The sequence below is a fragment of the Bradyrhizobium sp. NAS80.1 genome (assembly GCF_001908205.1).
Classification (GTDB): Bacteria; Pseudomonadota; Alphaproteobacteria; order Rhizobiales; family Xanthobacteraceae; genus Bradyrhizobium.
Genome location: NZ_LGHL01000049.1, coordinates 19815 through 36273 on the forward strand (window position 1 = coordinate 19815; position 16459 = coordinate 36273).

The 16459-nt window shown below is 65.7% G+C and carries 13 protein-coding genes; 5 read left to right on the forward strand and 8 right to left on the reverse strand.

What is annotated here, in order from left to right; genetic code table 11:
- Positions 1–32: 32 nt before the first annotated feature.
- The 4 genes from AC629_RS13060 to AC629_RS13075 all read right to left on the reverse strand — a co-directional run bounded on the left by AC629_RS13060 (position 33) and on the right by AC629_RS13075 (position 5368).
- On the reverse strand, positions 33–1331 hold the full coding sequence (locus AC629_RS13060) for an MFS transporter (RefSeq protein WP_084805163.1): 1299 nt from the start codon (positions 1329–1331) through the stop codon (positions 33–35).
- A 155-nt stretch (positions 1332–1486) separates the two neighbouring features.
- On the reverse strand, positions 1487–2464 hold the full coding sequence (locus tag AC629_RS13065) for a hydroxyacid dehydrogenase (RefSeq protein WP_084805164.1): 978 nt from the start codon (positions 2462–2464) through the stop codon (positions 1487–1489).
- An 11-nt stretch (positions 2465–2475) separates the two neighbouring features.
- A complete protein-coding gene (locus AC629_RS13070; RefSeq protein ID WP_084805165.1) occupies positions 2476–4329 on the reverse strand; it encodes a TRAP transporter large permease in 1854 nt (617 codons plus the stop codon).
- 7 nt (positions 4330–4336) lie between these two features.
- A complete protein-coding gene (locus AC629_RS13075) occupies positions 4337–5368 on the reverse strand; it encodes a TRAP transporter substrate-binding protein (RefSeq protein ID WP_084805166.1) in 1032 nt (343 codons plus the stop codon).
- A 415-nt stretch (positions 5369–5783) separates the two neighbouring features.
- Here AC629_RS13075 and AC629_RS13080 point away from each other — a divergent pair, with 415 nt between their 5' ends.
- Positions 5784–7265 (forward strand): caspase family protein, encoded by a 1482-nt coding sequence (locus tag AC629_RS13080; RefSeq protein ID WP_084805167.1) that lies wholly within the window; start codon positions 5784–5786, stop codon positions 7263–7265.
- A gap of 294 nt (positions 7266–7559) precedes the next feature.
- Positions 7560–9239: a SulP family inorganic anion transporter gene (locus AC629_RS13085; RefSeq protein WP_084805184.1), complete on the forward strand. Its 1680-nt coding sequence runs from the start codon at positions 7560–7562 to the stop codon at positions 9237–9239.
- Positions 9240–9245: 6 nt separating this feature from the next.
- Here the strand turns inward: AC629_RS13085 and AC629_RS13090 are convergent, their stop codons facing one another.
- Positions 9246–9608 carry a hypothetical protein gene (locus AC629_RS13090; RefSeq protein WP_084805168.1) on the reverse strand — a complete coding sequence of 121 codons (363 nt, stop codon included), beginning with the start codon at positions 9606–9608 and terminating at the stop codon, positions 9246–9248.
- A gap of 115 nt (positions 9609–9723) precedes the next feature.
- Positions 9724–10767, reverse strand: coding sequence for a Spy/CpxP family protein refolding chaperone (locus AC629_RS13095; protein ID WP_245331837.1), 1044 nt, complete (start codon positions 10765–10767; stop codon positions 9724–9726).
- On the opposite strand from AC629_RS13095, the gene AC629_RS48595 reads away from it, so the two are divergent.
- The gene (locus AC629_RS48595) at positions 10762–11076 is read left to right on the forward strand and encodes a hypothetical protein (protein WP_245331838.1); all 315 of its coding nucleotides are present in this window, start codon (positions 10762–10764) and stop codon (positions 11074–11076) included. The two genes, AC629_RS13095 and AC629_RS48595, sit on opposite strands and share 6 nt — an antisense overlap.
- 110 nt (positions 11077–11186) lie before the next feature.
- Here AC629_RS48595 and AC629_RS13100 read toward each other — a convergent pair whose 3' ends face one another.
- Positions 11187–12611: an FAD-binding oxidoreductase gene (locus tag AC629_RS13100; RefSeq protein ID WP_084805170.1), complete on the reverse strand. Its 1425-nt coding sequence runs from the start codon at positions 12609–12611 to the stop codon at positions 11187–11189.
- 108 nt (positions 12612–12719) lie between these two features.
- On the opposite strand from AC629_RS13100, the gene AC629_RS13105 reads away from it, so the two are divergent.
- A complete protein-coding gene (locus AC629_RS13105; protein ID WP_245331839.1) occupies positions 12720–13220 on the forward strand; it encodes a thioesterase family protein in 501 nt (166 codons plus the stop codon).
- Between the two features lie 151 nt (positions 13221–13371).
- Here AC629_RS13105 and AC629_RS13110 read toward each other — a convergent pair whose 3' ends face one another.
- Entirely contained in the window at positions 13372–13542 is a 171-nt protein-coding gene (locus tag AC629_RS13110; RefSeq protein ID WP_074116717.1) for a DUF1328 domain-containing protein, read from the reverse strand.
- Positions 13543–13782: 240 nt separating this feature from the next.
- Between AC629_RS13110 and AC629_RS13115 the strand changes: the two genes are divergently transcribed.
- The gene (locus AC629_RS13115; protein WP_084805171.1) at positions 13783–16392 is read left to right on the forward strand and encodes an ATP-dependent helicase; all 2610 of its coding nucleotides are present in this window, start codon (positions 13783–13785) and stop codon (positions 16390–16392) included.
- Positions 16393–16459: the final 67 nt, after the last annotated feature.

Sequence of the window (16459 nt, forward strand, 5' to 3'; positions counted from 1 at the left end):
AGGCAGACATCCCGGATTTATGAGTACACGCCCTACTCCGCGGTTTCCGCCTGCAGCTTGTGCAGCCGGCCGGCCACGGCCCGCACCTTCCCCGGCGCGGCCTGCCAGATCGAGAGCGCTGACAGGCCGCTCATGACGATCGCAATGCCGAAGGCGAGCGTGTAGTCGCCGGCGCGATCGTAGAGGAAGCCGGTCACCCACGGACCGGCCGCCCCGCCGGCCAATGCCGCCAGCATGATCGTGCCGAAGATGCTGCCCTGGTGCCTGCCCTGGAAAATCTCGAACACGACCGCGCCCATGATCGAGGTGAGGCCGTAGCCGAGCGCGCCCTGCGTGAACACCATCACGTAGACCAGCCACAGCGAGGGCTGAAACTTCAGCGCCATCAACGCCGCGAAACAGATCGCAAAGCCTGCGCAACTGATGGCCCAGACCCACTCCCGCCCGATCCGGTCCGAGACATGACCGAGCCATATCTGGCCGGGAATGCCGAGCAGGCTGACGATACCGAGCGCCCACACCGCAACGCTCGGGCTGAAGCCGATATCGAGCAGGAATTTCGTTTGATGCACCTGCACCGCGTACCAGATGTACAGGCCGCAGAAATAGCCGACCGCGATCCACCAGAAGCGCGCGGTCGCAATCGCCCGCCTCAGCGTCCAGTCGGTAGCAACCCAGACGGGATCGACGATGTTGGAGACAGGTTGTGCCGCACCCGCGGCCCGGGCGCCATCGCCATCCGGCTGAAGGCCGATGTCTTCGGGGCGCTTGCGCAGGAACAAGTTGATCGGCGCCAGCACGATCAGGACGAGCAGGCCCATCGCGGTGCAGGCGGTGCGCCAGCTGGTCTGCTCGATCAGGTGTTGCACCCATGGCAGCAGCGTCACCGAGCCGATGCCGACGCCGGCAAAGGCGATGCCGATGGCAAAGCCGCGCTTGCGGATGAACCAGTTCGGCAGGAACAGCGATTGGCCGGAGTAGCCGAGACACACCGAGCCGGCGCCGACCATGACGCCGATGGTCACGTAGAGATGCCAGGGTTGGCTGGTGAGCGGGGCGAGCAGCAGCCCGCCGCCCATCAGCACGACGCCGAGCTCCATCACCGCGCGCGGACCGGCGCGGTCCATCAGGCGGCCGATCAGCGGGCTGGCGAAACCCGACGCCACGAAGCCGAAGGAGAAGGCGCCCGCGGTGACGCCGCGCTCCCAGCCGAATTCGGAGATGATCGGCGGAAAGAACAGCGAGAAGGCGGTGCGCGCGTTGACGCCGATGGCCATGGTGACGAAGGTCACGGCGACCACGACCCAGCCGTAGAAGAACGGAAGCCGCATGTTGTGCTTATTTCATCCCTAGATGGTCCTACCGACCATCCGGGGATGCCCGGGTCAAGCGATTTTCATGAATGCCCGTTGAGCGGGCCCGGGCATGACGATGTGGAAGCTTCAGCGCTCCCAGCGTCAGTGTAACTTGCCATAGACCCGTCGGTTCAGGGCCGTCGTGTCCAGCGCTCGGCATTGACGGCGCCCTGGGGGACCTCGCCTTTGACGATCGCTTCCACCTGCCGCACCGTTTCCAGCGACTGATACTCGATCGCCTGCGGCGTCAGCCCGCCGACATGCGGCGTCGCCACGACGTTGGGAAGCTTCGCCAGCTCCGGCGTCGGCATCTGGTCCGGCGCACGGCCGACGTCCATCGCTGCGCCCGCAATGCGGTTCTCGAGCAGCGCGCGTGCCAACGCGGCCTCGTCGACGAGATTGCCGCGCGAGAGATTGATGAAGACAGCATGCTTCTGCATCCGCGCCAGCGCCGCCTCGCCGACCAGGTTCTCAGTCTGCTCGTTGGCGATGGCGAGGCAGACGACGTAGTCCGACGTGGACAGGAGCTCGTCGAGACTGACCTGCCTGATGCTGGCATCGCCGACGGTCGCGAAGGGATCGGAGACCAGCACCTCCATACGCAGCACCTTGGCGACCTCGGCGAGATAACGCCCGATGCTGCCATAACCGATGATGCCGATCCGGCTGCCGGCGAGCTGGCGGCCCATCCGCGCCTCGGGCTTGCGGCCGGCCTGGTAGTCCGCCGTCGTCCGCGATACGCCGCGGGAGAGATCGACCATGAAGCCGAGCGCGAGTTCGGCCACGGCCTGCACGAAACCGGGACCGGCACGGGTCACGAGCACGCCGGCGCTCGAGGCTGCATCGACATTGACGTTGCGGATGTCGACGGCGCAGCGGACGAAGGCACGCAGGTGCGGCAGTTGCGCAAAGATCTCGCCGCGTCCCTCGGTCATGCGATCGGCGACGATGATGTCCGCATCCTGCGCCGCCTGCACGAGGCTCGCCGCGTCGAGCGGCTGATTGCCCTCGTGCAGGATCACCTCAGCGGCCGCGCGCAAGCCGTTCAGGCTGCGATCGCCGTAGTAATTGCGGCGCATCTCCGGCGTGTGTGCGAGCAGGACTTTCACTCAGAACTCCTTCAATAGCCGAACGCGCGCGGCAGCGCGGTACTGAGCCACGGCACGAAGGCGATGACGAGCAGGCAGAGGAACAAGAGGCCAAGATAGCCCATGATCGGCTTCACCGTCTGCTCGATCGGCACGTTGCCGATCAGGCAGGCGCCGTAGAGTCCGAGCCCGAGCGGCGGCGCGAACAGGCCGATGCCCATCGCGATGACCAGCACCACGCCGAAATGCAGGGGATCGACACCAAGCTGCACCGCCACCGGCAAGAGCAGCGGCCCGAAGATGATCAGCGCGGCCGCGCCCTCGAGCACCGAGCCCATCACGATCAGCACGGCGATCGCGAGCAGGATGAACAGCCAGACGCCGCTGGTCTTGGACAATCCGAGCATGAAGTCGCCGACGGCATGCGGTATCTGCTGCAAGGTCAGCGTGAACGCCAGCGACTGCGCGGCGGCGACGATGAACAGCACGAGCCCCGCGCGCGTAGCCGCCTGGATAAAGCTGTGCGCGGCCGATTTGAAGCTGAGCTCGCGGAACACCACGCTGCCGACCACGAGCGCATAGGCCACGGCGAAGGCCGAGATCTCGGTCGCAGTGGCAAAGCCGCTCTTGAAGCCGAAGAAGATCATGAAGATCAGGCCGAACGAGGCGATCGCCCCGGTCCACAAGCCCGACACCGGCATCTGCGGCTCGACCTCCTCGACATCAGTCGGGCGCTTGCCGAAGATGATGGAGACGGCGATCAGGACCGCCGCCATCAGCGCCGCCGGCAGCAGGCCGGCGACGAACAGGCCGCCGATCGACAGGTTCGCCACGAAACCGAGGATGATCAGGTTGATGCAGGGCGGAATGGTTTCCGCCATCACCGCGGACGCCGCGAGCAGCGCCACCGCGCCGCCCGGATTTTGCTTCGAGCGGCGCGCCGCCGGGATCAGCACGGAGCCAACCGCGGCGACATCGGCCATCTTCGAGCCCGAGATGCCGGAGAACAGCACCATCGAGGCCACCATCACGACGTTCAAGCCGCCACGCATTCGCCCCACGGCGCGCTGCAACAGCTCGATCAGCCGCAACGACATGCCGTTGGCTTCCATGAGGTAGCCGACGAGGATGAAGAAGGGGATCGCGAGCAGCACGAAATTGTCGATGCCGCGTGCCATCTGCTGCGCGAAGATGACGCCGGGCGGCGTGCCCTCGACCCAGATGAAGATCAGCGCGGCCAGCGCCAGCGCGAAGCCGATCGGCAATCCGCCGAACAGCGTTGCGAAGAAGCCGATCAGCATCAGCGTGCCTGCCGACGGCAACGAGGACGGCGACAGATAATCCCAGGCGAGATAGAGGCCGGTGACGATCACGATCGCGACGAGACCCCTGACGATATCAGGAGCCGGCCTTGCGCAGAGATGGTCGATCGCAAACACCGTCATGAACAGCGCGCCGATGCCCATCGGATAGAAGGTCAGCTCCAGCGGCAGGCCTGATCCGGTGGTCTGGCCTGATGTCAGCGAGCCGAGCTTGATGGCGTTGTAGGCGACATAGCCGGAGATCAGCACGATCAGGAGCGCGCTGGCGGCATCGACCAGCGTGCGCACGCGCACCGGCAACAGGTCGCGGAAGAAGGACACGCCGACATTCTCGCCACGCGCGAGCGCGCTCGCCGCGCCGAAGAAGGCCGAGCCGACCATCAGGCCGCGCGCGACGTCGTCCGACCATTCCACCGGAGCGTTGAAGAAGAAACGCAGCAGCACGGAGGCGCACACCACCACGAGATCCGCGGCCAGCAGGATGGCCGCGATCGCGTCGCTGCAGCGAAGCAGTAGCGTAATGCTCCCGTGGCGGCCGCCCGAGAGGGACGCGGCGCCTGTCATCGGTACCTCAGGCTTGAGTCGCGCGGATGATGTCAATGACGGCCTTGGATTCCGGCCGTGCCTTGATGAAGTTCTCGGTCTGCGGCGCGACGCGCTTCTTGAACGCCTCGCGGTCGCATTCGGCCACCGTCACGCCCTTCTCGGTCAAAGTCGCGAGCGCCTCCTTCTCGACCGCAAGCCCGTGGGTCCGCGTGTCGGCCGCGGCCTTCTTCGCGGCATCGAGGAAGCCCTCGCGCAGCTTCGGGTCCATGCGGTTGTAGGTCATGTCGCTGAAGTAGATCGCGAGCGGCGAGAAATTGTGCTGCGTCAGCGCATAGTATTTTGCCGTCTCGAAGAACTTGCTGGCCAGGATCGTCGGTGGATCGTGCTCCAGCCCGTCCAGCACGCCGGCCTGCAACGCTGTGTAGATTTCGCCGAATGCAAGCGGCGTCGCAGCCGCTCCCATCAGCCGCAGGCATTCCGTGATGACGGGATTTGGCAGGGTGCGGATCTTGAGGCCGGCGAGATCCTCCGGCGTCTTCACCGGCTTCTTTGCAAGTACGCTGCGCGAGCCGAAATTATAGGCCCAGGCGATAATGCGGATGTTGCTGCCCTTGAGCAGCGCGTCCTCGATCGGCTTGGCCGCGCCGGCGTCGAACGCCTTGGTCTGCTGCGGGAAACTCGAGAAGAGAAAGCCGAGGTCGTAGGTACCGACCAGCGGCACCAGATTGGCCGAGATCGACGAGCCAGAAACCATGAGATCGATGACGCCGAGCTTGACCGAGTTGATGACGTCGATCTCCTGGCCGAGCTGGTTGTCGGGGAAGAAGGCGACCTCGACCTGCTCGCCGAGCCCGTTCGCCTTCAGGTTCTTGACGAGGTTGTCGTAGTAGACGCGGCCGTTGGCGAATTTGGGATCGTTCGGCAGCGAGGAGGAGCATTTCAGCTTCATCGTCGCCGCTTCAGCACGGCCGATGATCGCGGGAGAGAGCACGAGGCCGGCGGTCACCGCCGTCGACGATTTGATGAACGTGCGACGGTTCACAGGCACGATGGTCATGAATCTCTCCCCAGGCGTTTTTGTTTGTTGTCGCGAACTGTTGCGCGGACTGTATGGCCAAAGCGACGAGGCAGGCAAGAGTTGCGGCCAGCTGTCACGAAGCGGCGCGCGGCGAATGACGATGGCATGGACGCCGTGCAAAGCAGCCATGTTTTACAGGAATTCTCGATGAGGATCGGCTTGCGGCCCGATATGCGAGAGGACGATTCCGCGCACCAGCAAGCATCGATCCAATTGGCGCATGGATCAATGCGCAATTCACATGGATGGCGGCAGAACGATGCGCCGCCGGCTCCGGCAGACACCCTGCCCCATTTTGCCGCAGCTCGTAGCGTGATCCAGTGCACAGACAGATGCGTGGCGGCGGCCTAGAAAAGCTGACATCATCGCAAATATTGCCGATGGAGGTGACACCATGCGCCGTCCAGTCTTTTGCAATTTGCTTTTTGCATCCGGCCTTCTTGCTCTCACACAACTGATGACGCCGACGGACGCGGCTGCCGAAGCCCGGCTCGCGCTCGTGATCGGCCAATCCGCCTATCGCACCGTGCCGGAGCTGCCCAACGCCGCCAACGACGCCAGGGGCATGACCGAGCTGCTCGGCAATGCCGGCTTCAGCGTCACCACGGCGGACAATCTCGCGCAGAACGACATGCGCCAGGCGATCTCGGATTTCGCCGGCAAGGTCAGCGCCAGCGGCGCCGACACCGTCGCGCTGGTGTTCTATGCCGGCCACGGCCTGCAGATCGACGGCGAGAATTATCTGGTGCCGGTCGATCTCGATCCCAAGCGCGAGGCCGACATTCCGCTCCAGGGCGTGCGGCTGAACGACCTGCTCAACACGCTCGGCGCGCTGCCGACGCGCGCGCGCATCTTCATGCTCGACGCCTGCCGCAACAATCCGTTCCCGGCGCTCAGCGGCGCCGGCCATGGGCTCGCGATCGTCGACACCAAGGCCGGCGCGCCCGGCTCGTTCATCTCCTATTCGACCTCGCCCGGCGCGGAGGCCGAGGACGGCAACGGCGCCGACAGCCCCTACACGACGGCAGCACTCACGGTCGCCAAGGAGCCGAATCTGCCGATCGAGGAAGTGTTCAAGCGCATCCGCATTGCGGTGGCGCAGTCGACCGACGGACGGCAGATCCCCTGGGAAAGCTCGTCGCTGACGACCGACTTCAGGTTCTTCGGCGACGGCAGCCAGCCGTCCTCCATTCCGGGCGCATCCTCCATGGCACTCGCCAGCGGCACGCTCAGCGTCGAGGATTGGCGGAGGGATTTGCAAGGCAAGGATCCGAAGGCAGCCTATGAGCTCGTGATCGCCGACGACACCGTGCCGGCGTACCAGGCTTACGTCGAGCTGTTCACGCAGGCCTCCTTCACGCCGCGCCTGCGCACGATCCTGGAGCGCCGGCGCCAGATGCTGGCCTGGGAGCGTGCGGTCTCGATCAACACCCGCGCTTCGTTCGAGGCGTATCTCGCCAACTGGGACAACAGCGATCTCGCCGCGACCGCGCGCAGGCTGCTGCTCCGCGTGCAGAACCGCAATTTTGGCCTGCCGGTTGCGGCCGCGGCGGCCCCTGCTCCGGTCGCCGTCGCGATGGCGCCGACCTGTCCGTGCTCCACGCCGGCAACGCCGGTGAACCCGGCAGTGGCGCCTGTCATCAAGAAGCGTGTCGACGACACGCCGCCGCGGAAGCGCAAGGTCGTCGAGACGCCGACGAAGCCGCGCCGGGCACCGCCCGACGAAGTGGTCGTCGAGCGCGCCCCGCCCCCCGGCCCGCCGCCCGCCGCCATCATGCAAGGCATCGGTCTAGGGATCGGTCTTGGCCTGGGTATGGGCGGAGGCCGTGGCGGAGACATGGGGCACGGCGGCGACGGCTATCGCAGCAGATACTGAGACCCGGACTTGCGAAAAACGTCCGCAAGCGCCGGCCTGCGGACGTTTCTGTTGATATGGTGAGCGATCAACCGCTCTCGTGCCCCGGACGCAGCGCAGCGCTCTTCGGCGGTGCGCTGCAGAGCCGGGGCCCACGCGGCAGCGACCTGTGCGGCGTGATGGGTCCCGGCTCTGCGCACCAACGCTGCCGCGTTGCAGCGCGTCCGGGACACGAGAGTCGCGCATATTCGCCATCCGTCACTTTCCGGAAATGCTGTAGTCTGATTGGCCGACACAGGCTTTCCGGGGACCTCGATGCCGCACAACGCTCACACCAAGGAATCATCGAACACCTCATGGCCGCTGTTCCGGTCGCTCGCATCCTATTCCCTGCCCGGCGACCTCATCGCGGGGCTGACGCTGGCGGCGATCGCGATCCCCGAGCAGATGGCAACGGCCCGGCTCGGCGGCTTCGCACCGCAGATCGGCTTCTTCGCCTTCATGGCGGGCTCGCTCGGCTTTGCCCTACTCGGCGGCAATCGCTTCCTGTCCTGCGGCGCCGACTCCACGATCACGCCGATCTTCGCCGGAGGGCTTGCTGCGCTCGCGACGGCCGGCTCGCCCGAATACCAGGGCCTCTCAATCGCGCTGGCGCTGATGGTCGGCGCGATGATGCTGGCCGGCGGCGCCTTCCGGCTCGGCGGCATCGCAAACCTTTTGTCGGTGCCGGTCATGGTCGGCTTCCTCGCCGGCATCTCCGTCCACATCATCGTGTCGCAATTGCCGGGCGTGCTCGGGCTGGAATCGCCGAGCGGGCCGACGCTCGATCGCATCGGCGTGCTTGCAACCGAACTCGGCCGCACCAATCCCTTCACGCTATGCATCGGCCTCGGCGTGCTGGCCGTGGTCTTCATCTCGGAGATGGTCAGCGCAAAAATCCCCGGCGCGCTGATCGGGCTCGTCGCCGCGACACTGGCCACAATCGCGCTCGGCCTCGAGAGCAAGGGCATCAATGTCGTCGGCGCCGTTCCGGGCACACTGCCGCGGCTGACCCTGCCCGAGCTTGCGCCGGAGTCTTGGGTACGCCTCGTGCCGCTCGCCTTCGTGATCACGGTCGTGGTGATGGTGCAGACCGCCGCGACGACGCGGTCGTTCCCCTCCGATCCCGACAAGCCCGCCGATGTCGACCGCGACTTCCTCGGTGCGGGCGCCGGCAGCGTGCTGGCCGGCCTGTTCGGTGCGTTTCCGGTCAATGCCAGCCCGCCGCGGACCGGGATCGTCGCGGAGACCGGCGGACAATCGCAGCTCACGGGCCTTGCGGCTGCGGCAATCGTGCTGGCGCTGCTCGCATTCGGAACGGGATTGTTGCGGCACGTGCCGGACGCCGCGCTCGCCGGCATACTGCTGTTCGTGGCGCTGCGCATCATCCGCGTGGCACAGATCATCACGATCTACCGTCAGTCCTTCAGCGAGTTCCTGCTCATCGTCGCCACCGCCGCGCTGATCATCGTGCTGCCGATCCAGCAGGGCGCGTTCCTCGGCATCGTGCTGTCGCTGCTGCACGGCATCTGGAGCACGACGCGCGCTCGGCTCATCGAGTTCGAGCGCGTTCCGGGCACCACGATCTGGTGGCCGGCGCATCCGCATATCACCGGCGAGCGCATCGCCGGCGTTGCCGTGGTCGGGCTGCAGGCCCCGCTCTCGTTCCTCAACGCGCCGGGCTTCCGCAGCGACGTGGACAAGGTGCTCTGCACGGCGCCCCCGCAACTCCTGGTGCTGGAGGCGAGCGGCATGGTCGAGATCGACTTCACCGCCGCGCAGATCCTGCTCGACATATTCAAGACGTGCAACGAACAGGGCGTCACGGTGGCGCTGGCACGACTAGAATCGGTGCGCGCCCAGGACGCGTTCGAGCGTTTCAGGTTGTTCGACGCCCTGCCCCGCGAGCACGTCTTCCACAGCGTCGACGAGGCCGTGCGCAAGCTGGCGAAATAACCACGCTCACTGCGCCAGTGTCGGGTGATCCCGCTGCACCCTCTCGCGGATCCAGCTTGCATGGATCGCGCGAAACAGGATCTGCGCGGTCTTGAGGTCGTCCGCCTTCATGCAGAGATCGACGATGCGATGGACCGCATCGTCGCGCATCAATCCATCCGAGATCTTCATCGCGATTTCCATCGCGACCTTCGCCGCGCGCTCGTAGCGCTCGCTTTCGCGCTTGTCGTTTCGCGCCGAACCCGCTGCGCTTGCGGCGGCAGCCTCACAGATCGCGTGGATGCGCGCGGAGGCCTCGATGTCGCCGAGCGGCCCCTCGATCGCCTCGTCCCAGATGTCCTGTCGCGTCTTGCGCGCGAACCACCTCATCACCCCACCACCCGTGGTCTTCCGGCCACTACATTGTCGTGCTCCAGCTCCACCCAGCATAGAGAACCGCAGTGAGATCGGCGAGGCGGTTTTTTCCGCCACATCTGTGCCGCGCTCAGGACGTCCGACGTGGCCCGATCGCCTCGAACTGCGCCTTCTGCTCGTCATTCAACGTGCCATAGAAATCCTCAAGCGCAGCGCGCACTGATTTGACGCCATCCAGCATCACATCGAGCCGCTTGTGGACCGCAGCCATCCGCGCCGGCGGCGTCATCACGTCGTTGGGCTGGCACACAGCCTTGAGCGCATCATTGACCCTGGCGCTGGTATCCTGAAGCACTTGCAGAGCCGCACGTTGGGTCTCGCTGGGGTGGAGCCTGGCTTCGATCTCGGCGCCGGGCCAATCGAGCGCGACCGGCGCACCGCAAGTCTGCGCCAGCGATGCATTGGCGTTGCTCGCTGTTGTGCGGCGCTGGTCCTCTGCCAACGCGTTGAATCGTGCCTTCTGTTCGTCGGTGAGCGACCCATAGAATTTGTCGAGCGCCGGTTGCACCAGCTCGACGGCCTTCACCATCGTGTCGATACGCTGCTGCATCGCCGCCAACCGACCGGGCGCCGTGGCCGCGACCTGCGTTGGGCATGACGCACGGATGATCGCGGCCGCCTGGATCGAGGCGTTGCCGAGCTCGTCGAGATTCGCGCCCTGTGTCTCCGTCGGCTGCACCGCGGCTGCGATCTGATCGACCGGCAGGCCGGCGATCTCGCGACGGTCACTGCCGCAGAGCTGATCAAGCGGAATGCTCCTGGCGTGGCGTCGTCCCGCGGGACGTTGTGGCAGGTAGGTCGCGAGGCCATCATAGCCATAGGGGCCGAAGATGCCGGCATAGATGTCCGGATAGCCGTAGCCCCAGAAGCCCAGACCGTCGCCCCAGACCGTGTAGTCGTAGAGATCGTTGTAGGCGAACGGCCAGAACAGAGGTCCGACCCAGCCATAGAAGCCGCCGGGGTGCTGCCACCATCCGTTGCCCGCACCGTGCCAGCCGACTATCGCGGCTGCGGCCGCAATCTGGGCCCGCGCCGCGGGATTGCCGATCAGGCGGCCATTCCGAAATGCACCGGCGTGCAGGTTCAGCGCATTGCGGAGATTGGTGGGATGCACGGCCGCATTGCGGATATGACCGAAGTTCGGACCGCCATGCCGCCCGGCGGCTCCAAACCCTCTCCAACCATGATGCCCGCCGCCGAAATGCGCGTGACCAAAACCATGATGGCCGAAATGGCCGCCGCCGAAATGACCGCCACCGTGATGCCCGCCACCGTGACCACCCCCGTGGCCACCGCCGTGACCGCCGCCATGACCACCGCCGTGGCCACCGCCGCCCTTCGCCAGAGCCCCGCCTGCCAGCATGCAAGCCAAGGCCACCGCGACAATTCCAAGGACTGGTCGCAACATCTTACGCTCCCGTAGATCCACACCAGTGAGGCATCGGAACGTGTCGGGATTTGGAACCGGTGCGCGGGCCAAAAGTTCCCGCGCCGGCCGCGTCACGCGGCCGGTCGCACCGCGACAGGCTGACGCTACGCCTCCGGCACGATCTTGCCGGGATTGAAGATATTGAGCGGATCGAGGGCCTTCTTCAGCGCCCGCATCGCATCGAGCGCTTCAGGCCCGAGCTCCGCCTTGAGATATTTCTGCTTGCCCTGGCCGATGCCGTGCTCGCCGGTGCAGGTGCCGTCCATCGCCTGCGCCCGCTCGACGAGGCGATGCATGAATTCCTCGCCGCGCGCCATCTCGTCGGCGTCATTGACGTCGCAAACCAGCGAACAATGGAAATTGCCGTCGCCGACATGGCCGACGATCGGCGACAACAGGTTGAGCCGCTTGAGATCGTCCTCGGTCTCGCTGACGCAATCGGCAAGGCGTGAGATCGGCACGCAGACGTCGGTTGCGACCACGCCCACGCTGTTGCCGGGCCGCAGCGCCTTCACCGACCAATAGGCATCGTGCCGCGCCTGCCACAGTTTCGTGCGATCCTCCGGCTTGGTGGTCCAGGAGAAATCGCCGCCGCCGCACTCCTTCGCGATCTCGCCGAATGCCTTGGACTGCTCGGCGACCTCGATCTCGCTGCCATGGAATTCCATCAGCAGCAGCGGCGTCTCCGGCAGCGTCAGCTTCGAATAGGCGTTGCAGGCCTTCACCTGCGCGGCATTGAGCAGCTCGATGCGTGCAACGGGAATACCGGTCTGGATCGCCAGGATGACGGCCTGACACGCCCCGTGCACGGTCTCGAACGACACGGCGCCAGCCGCGATCGTATCGGGAATTCCGCGCAGGCGGATGGTCAATTCCGAGATGATGCCGAGCGTGCCTTCGGCGCCGACGAAGAGATGCGTCAGGTCGTAGCCTGCCGACGACTTCTTCGCACGCGTGCCGGTGGTGATGATCTCGCCGTCGCCGCGCACGACCTTCAATGCCAGCACGCTTTCGCGCATGGTGCCGTAGCGCACCGCATTGGTGCCGGAGGCGCGCGTCGAGGCCATGCCGCCGAGCGAAGCATCCGCGCCGGGATCGATCGGAAAGAACAGGCCCTGGTCGCGTAGATGCTCGTTCAGCGCCTTGCGGGTCACGCCGGGCTGGATCACGCAGTCGAGGTCCTCGGCATGCACCGCGAGCACCTTGTTCATGTCGCGCAGGTCGATCGAGATGCCGCCGGCGGGCGCATTGACCTGACCCTCGAGCGAGGTGCCGGTGCCGAAGGGGATGACGGGGACGCGATTCCTGGCGCAGATCCGCACCACGTCCTGGATGTCGGCGGTCTCCTGCGCCATCACCACGCCGTCCGGCGGCTGATTGACGATCCACGTCGTGGTGTGGCCGTGCTGCTCACGGACGGCCTGCGAGGTGACGAGGCGGTTGCCGAAGCGTGCGGCAAGCTGCTCCAGTGCGCTCGCGAGGGCTTTCGGCTCCGGCCGCGGCGGATTATTGGTGATGGTCGTACCCACGGAAATTCCTCCCGACAGAAGACCGTGGCAAAGGACATATGACCGGTCAAGTCAAGGGACCGGACGCGTGTCAGGAAGAAATTGGTGAGGGAAGGAAATATACCTGAGATGACCGCTGATGCACTTAAGGCGGAGCCGTTCCGGGCTTCGGTCATGCAGATCGAGCCGCAATGGATCGACTACAACGGCCACCTCAACATGGCCTATTACAACGTGATGTTCGACCGGGCGATCGACCAGATGTGGCTGCAGCTCGGGATCGGGCCGGGCTACATGAAGGAGCGCAACGGCTCGACCTTCACCGCCGAATGCCATGTGCGGTACTTGCGCGAAATCCACCTCGGCGATCCCGTGCAGGTGTCGGTCTGGTTGCTGGAAGCTGACGACAAGCGGCTGCACACGTTCGAGGAGTTGCGGCACGCAACCGAAGGCTGGCTGTCGGCTACTTCCGAAAACATGTCGCTCCACATCGACATGAGCTCGCGAAAGGTGGCGCCTTTTCCGCCCGATATAGCCGAGCGCATTCGAACCGTCGTCGGGGCCCACAGCGCCATACCGCGCCCCGAGGGCATTGGCCGGAACGTGGCGATGCCCTCGAAGCGGAGCTAACGAGCCTCCTGTAACCCCTCATCCTGAGGAGCCCGCAAAGCGGGCGACTCGAAGGATGCAGGCCACAGTCGGGCCTCATGGTTCTCTAGGCGATGCGAAGCATCGTCCGGGAGACGCGCTTCGCGCTCCTCACCATGAGGGACTTACACCGCTAGATCCTGCGGCCGCGGGCCAGGCCGACCACGGCCGAAACCAGGAACAGAACGACCGCGATGAAGAAGATGATCTTGGCGATTTCGATCGAAGCCCCGGCGATGCCGCCAAAGCCCAGGATACCCGCGATCAGCGCGATAATCAGAAACGTTACAACCCAGCCAAGCATGGTCAAAACCTCTGTCTTGATGTCTGTCTGCAATCGGCGCGGCTGACGCGCCTCACTTGCCCTGACAATCTCGACGTGGGAACGAAGGTTCCTGCGTACGCCAGGTGGAAATTAGCTCGGCCTCGAGGAACAAATCGGCCAGGCGCGTACGTGGAAAACCCCGCCTGGCCGCCCCATATAGGCACCAATCCCTGTTAAGAAGGCTCCCTCCCACGACCCCGCGGTGCCATCGTGGGGCTAATGATTCGCATGACCGAGCCGAGCAAGACTACGTCCCAAAGCGTCCCCGACCACCAGCCCGCAGCCGGCGGCATCGCCGCGCGTGCGCGCGCCTCGGTGGGCCCGAAATATCTGTCCGGGCTCAATCCCGAGCAACGCGAGGCGGTGGAGACCCTGGACGGCCCGGTCCTCGTGCTGGCCGGTGCCGGCACCGGCAAGACGCGCGTGCTGACCACGCGCATCGCTCACATCCTGAGCCAGGGCCGCGCCCGCCCAGGTGAGATCCTGTCGGTGACCTTCACCAACAAGGCGGCGCGCGAGATGAAGCACCGGCTCGGCCAGATGCTCGGCCACGCCGTCGAAGGCATGCCGTGGCTCGGCACCTTCCACTCCATCGGCGGCCGCATCCTGCGCACCCATGCCGAGCTGGCGCAGCTCAAATCGAATTTCACTGTGCTCGATGTCGACGACCAGGTGCGGCTGCTCAAGCAGCTGCTCCAGGCCGAAAACATCGACGACAAGCGCTGGCCCGCGCGCATGCTGGCCGGCCTGATCGACGGCTGGAAGAACCGCGGCCTGATGCCGTCTCAGGTGCCGTCAGGCGAAGCCGCGATGTTCGCCAACGGCAAGGGCGGCAAGCTCTATACGAGCTACCAGGAACGGCTGAAGATCCTGAACGCGGCCGATTTCGGCGACCTGCTGCTCGAGAACATCCGCATCTTCCGCGAGCACCCGGACATCCTGCGGCAGTACCAGCAGCGCTTCAAATTCATCCTGGTCGACGAGTACCAGGACACTAACGTCGCGCAGTATCTGTGGCTGCGGCTGCTGTCGCAGGCGCCGGCGTCCACCTCCTTCGCCTCTCCCCGCTTGCGGGGAGAGGCCGACGCGCTCGGCAGCGCAAATGCGCGCCAGAGCGCGGCGGGTGAGGGGGACTCTCCCAGCACCGCGCTCGTGGAGACTCCCCCTCACCCCGACCCTCTCCCCGCAAGCGGGGCGAGGGAGCAGAAGGGCCCCACCAAGAACATCTGCTGCGTCGGCGACGACGACCAGTCGATCTATGGCTGGCGCGGCGCCGAGGTCGACAACATCCTGCGCTTCGACCACGATTTTCCAGGCGCCAAGGTCATCCGGCTCGAACGCAACTACCGCTCGACCGGTCATATCCTCGCCGCCGCCTCGCATCTGATCGCGCACAATGAAGGCCGGCTCGGCAAGACGCTGCGCACCGAGGACGTGGAGGGCGAGAAGGTCACGGTCACCGGCGCCTGGGATTCCGAAGAAGAAGCCCGCGGCATCGGTGAGGAGATCGAGCAGCTGCAGCGCCAGGGCGAGAAGCTCAACGAGATCGCGATCCTGGTGCGCGCCTCCTACCAGATGCGCGAGTTCGAAGACCGCTTCGTCACGCTCGGCCTGCCCTATCGCGTGATCGGCGGTCCGCGCTTCTACGAGCGCGCTGAAATCCGCGATGCGCTGGCCTATCTGCGCGTCATCAATTCGCCCGCCGATGATCTCGCCTTCGAGCGCATCGTCAACACGCCAAAGCGCGGGCTCGGCGATGCCACCGTGCAGATGCTGCACGACCACGCCCGCAAGCGCCGCATTCCGCTGTTCGAGGCGGCGCGCGCGGTGGTCGAGACCGACGAGCTCAAACCGAAGGCACGCGGGTCCTTGCGCGATCTCGTCGCCCAGTTCGACCGCTGGCGCGCCCAGCGCGAAGTCACCGCGCACACCGATCTCGCCCAGATCGTGCTCGACGAGAGCGGTTACACCGAGATGTGGCAGAAGGACCGCTCGGCGGACGCCGCGGGCCGGCTCGAGAACCTGAAAGAGCTGGTGCGCTCGATGGAGGAGTTCGAGAACCTGCAGGGGTTCCTCGAGCACATCTCGCTGGTGATGGACCGCGAGGGCGGTGCCGAGGAAGACGCGGTGTCGCTGATGACGCTGCATTCGGCCAAGGGGCTCGAATTCGACAACGTGTTCCTGCCGGGCTGGGAGGAAGGCCTGTTCCCGAGCCAGCGCACACTGGACGAACAGGGCCGCGCGGGCCTCGAGGAAGAGCGCCGGCTCGGCCATGTCGGCCTGACCCGCGCCCGCCGCCGCGCAAAACTCTATTTCGCGACCAACCGGCGCATTCATGGCACCTGGTCGACCACGATTCCGTCGCGCTTCCTCGACGAATTGCCGGCGGCCAATGTCGAGATCACGGAATCCAGGGGCGGCTCGGGCTGGGGCGGCTCCGGCGGCTATGGCGCCTCCCGCTTCGACGACATGGAGGCGTTCGGCTCCAGCTATTCGACGCCGGGCTGGCAGCGCGCCCAGGCCAACCGCAACCGCGGTGGCGGCCGCAGCGGCGGTGGCTCCGAGGAAGAGGCTTCGTCGTTTTCGTCCTCGTCATCCTCGCCCGATTTCGGCAGCTTCTCCTCGCGCCGCCGCGGGCCGATGACCATCGAGGGTGAGCTGGTGGCCAAATCCACCGGCACGACCTCGGAATTTTCGCTCTCCGACCGCGTCTTCCACCAGAAATTCGGCTACGGCCGCGTCACCAAGATCGACGGCAACAAGCTCACCATCGCCTTCGACAAGGCCGGCGAGAAGAAGGTCGTGGACAGCTTCGTGCAGCGGGCATGAGAGCCCGTACTGTTGCGGCGGCGTAACGCCGCCGCGTTTCTTCCCTGCACGCCCCTTGACCATGGCG

Bases quoted from the DNA above. Each gene is read 5' to 3' on its own strand.
- AC629_RS13060 (WP_084805163.1), bottom strand. From the start codon at position 1,331: ATGCGGCTTCCGTTCTTCTACGGCTGGGTCGTGGTCGCCGTGACCTTC.
- AC629_RS13070 (WP_084805165.1), bottom strand. From the start codon at position 4,329: ATGACAGGCGCCGCGTCCCTCTCGGGCGGCCGCCACGGGAGCATTACG.
- AC629_RS13075 (WP_084805166.1), bottom strand. From the start codon at position 5,368: ATGACCATCGTGCCTGTGAACCGTCGCACGTTCATCAAATCGTCGACG.
- AC629_RS13080 (WP_084805167.1), top strand. From the start codon at position 5,784: ATGCGCCGTCCAGTCTTTTGCAATTTGCTTTTTGCATCCGGCCTTCTT.
- AC629_RS13085 (WP_084805184.1), top strand. From the start codon at position 7,560: ATGCCGCACAACGCTCACACCAAGGAATCATCGAACACCTCATGGCCG.
- AC629_RS13090 (WP_084805168.1), bottom strand. From the start codon at position 9,608: ATGAGGTGGTTCGCGCGCAAGACGCGACAGGACATCTGGGACGAGGCG.
- AC629_RS48595 (WP_245331838.1), top strand. From the start codon at position 10,762: ATGCACGGCCGCATTGCGGATATGACCGAAGTTCGGACCGCCATGCCG.
- AC629_RS13105 (WP_245331839.1), top strand. From the start codon at position 12,720: ATGACCGCTGATGCACTTAAGGCGGAGCCGTTCCGGGCTTCGGTCATG.
- AC629_RS13110 (WP_074116717.1), bottom strand. From the start codon at position 13,542: ATGCTTGGCTGGGTTGTAACGTTTCTGATTATCGCGCTGATCGCGGGT.
- AC629_RS13115 (WP_084805171.1), top strand. From the start codon at position 13,783: ATGATTCGCATGACCGAGCCGAGCAAGACTACGTCCCAAAGCGTCCCC.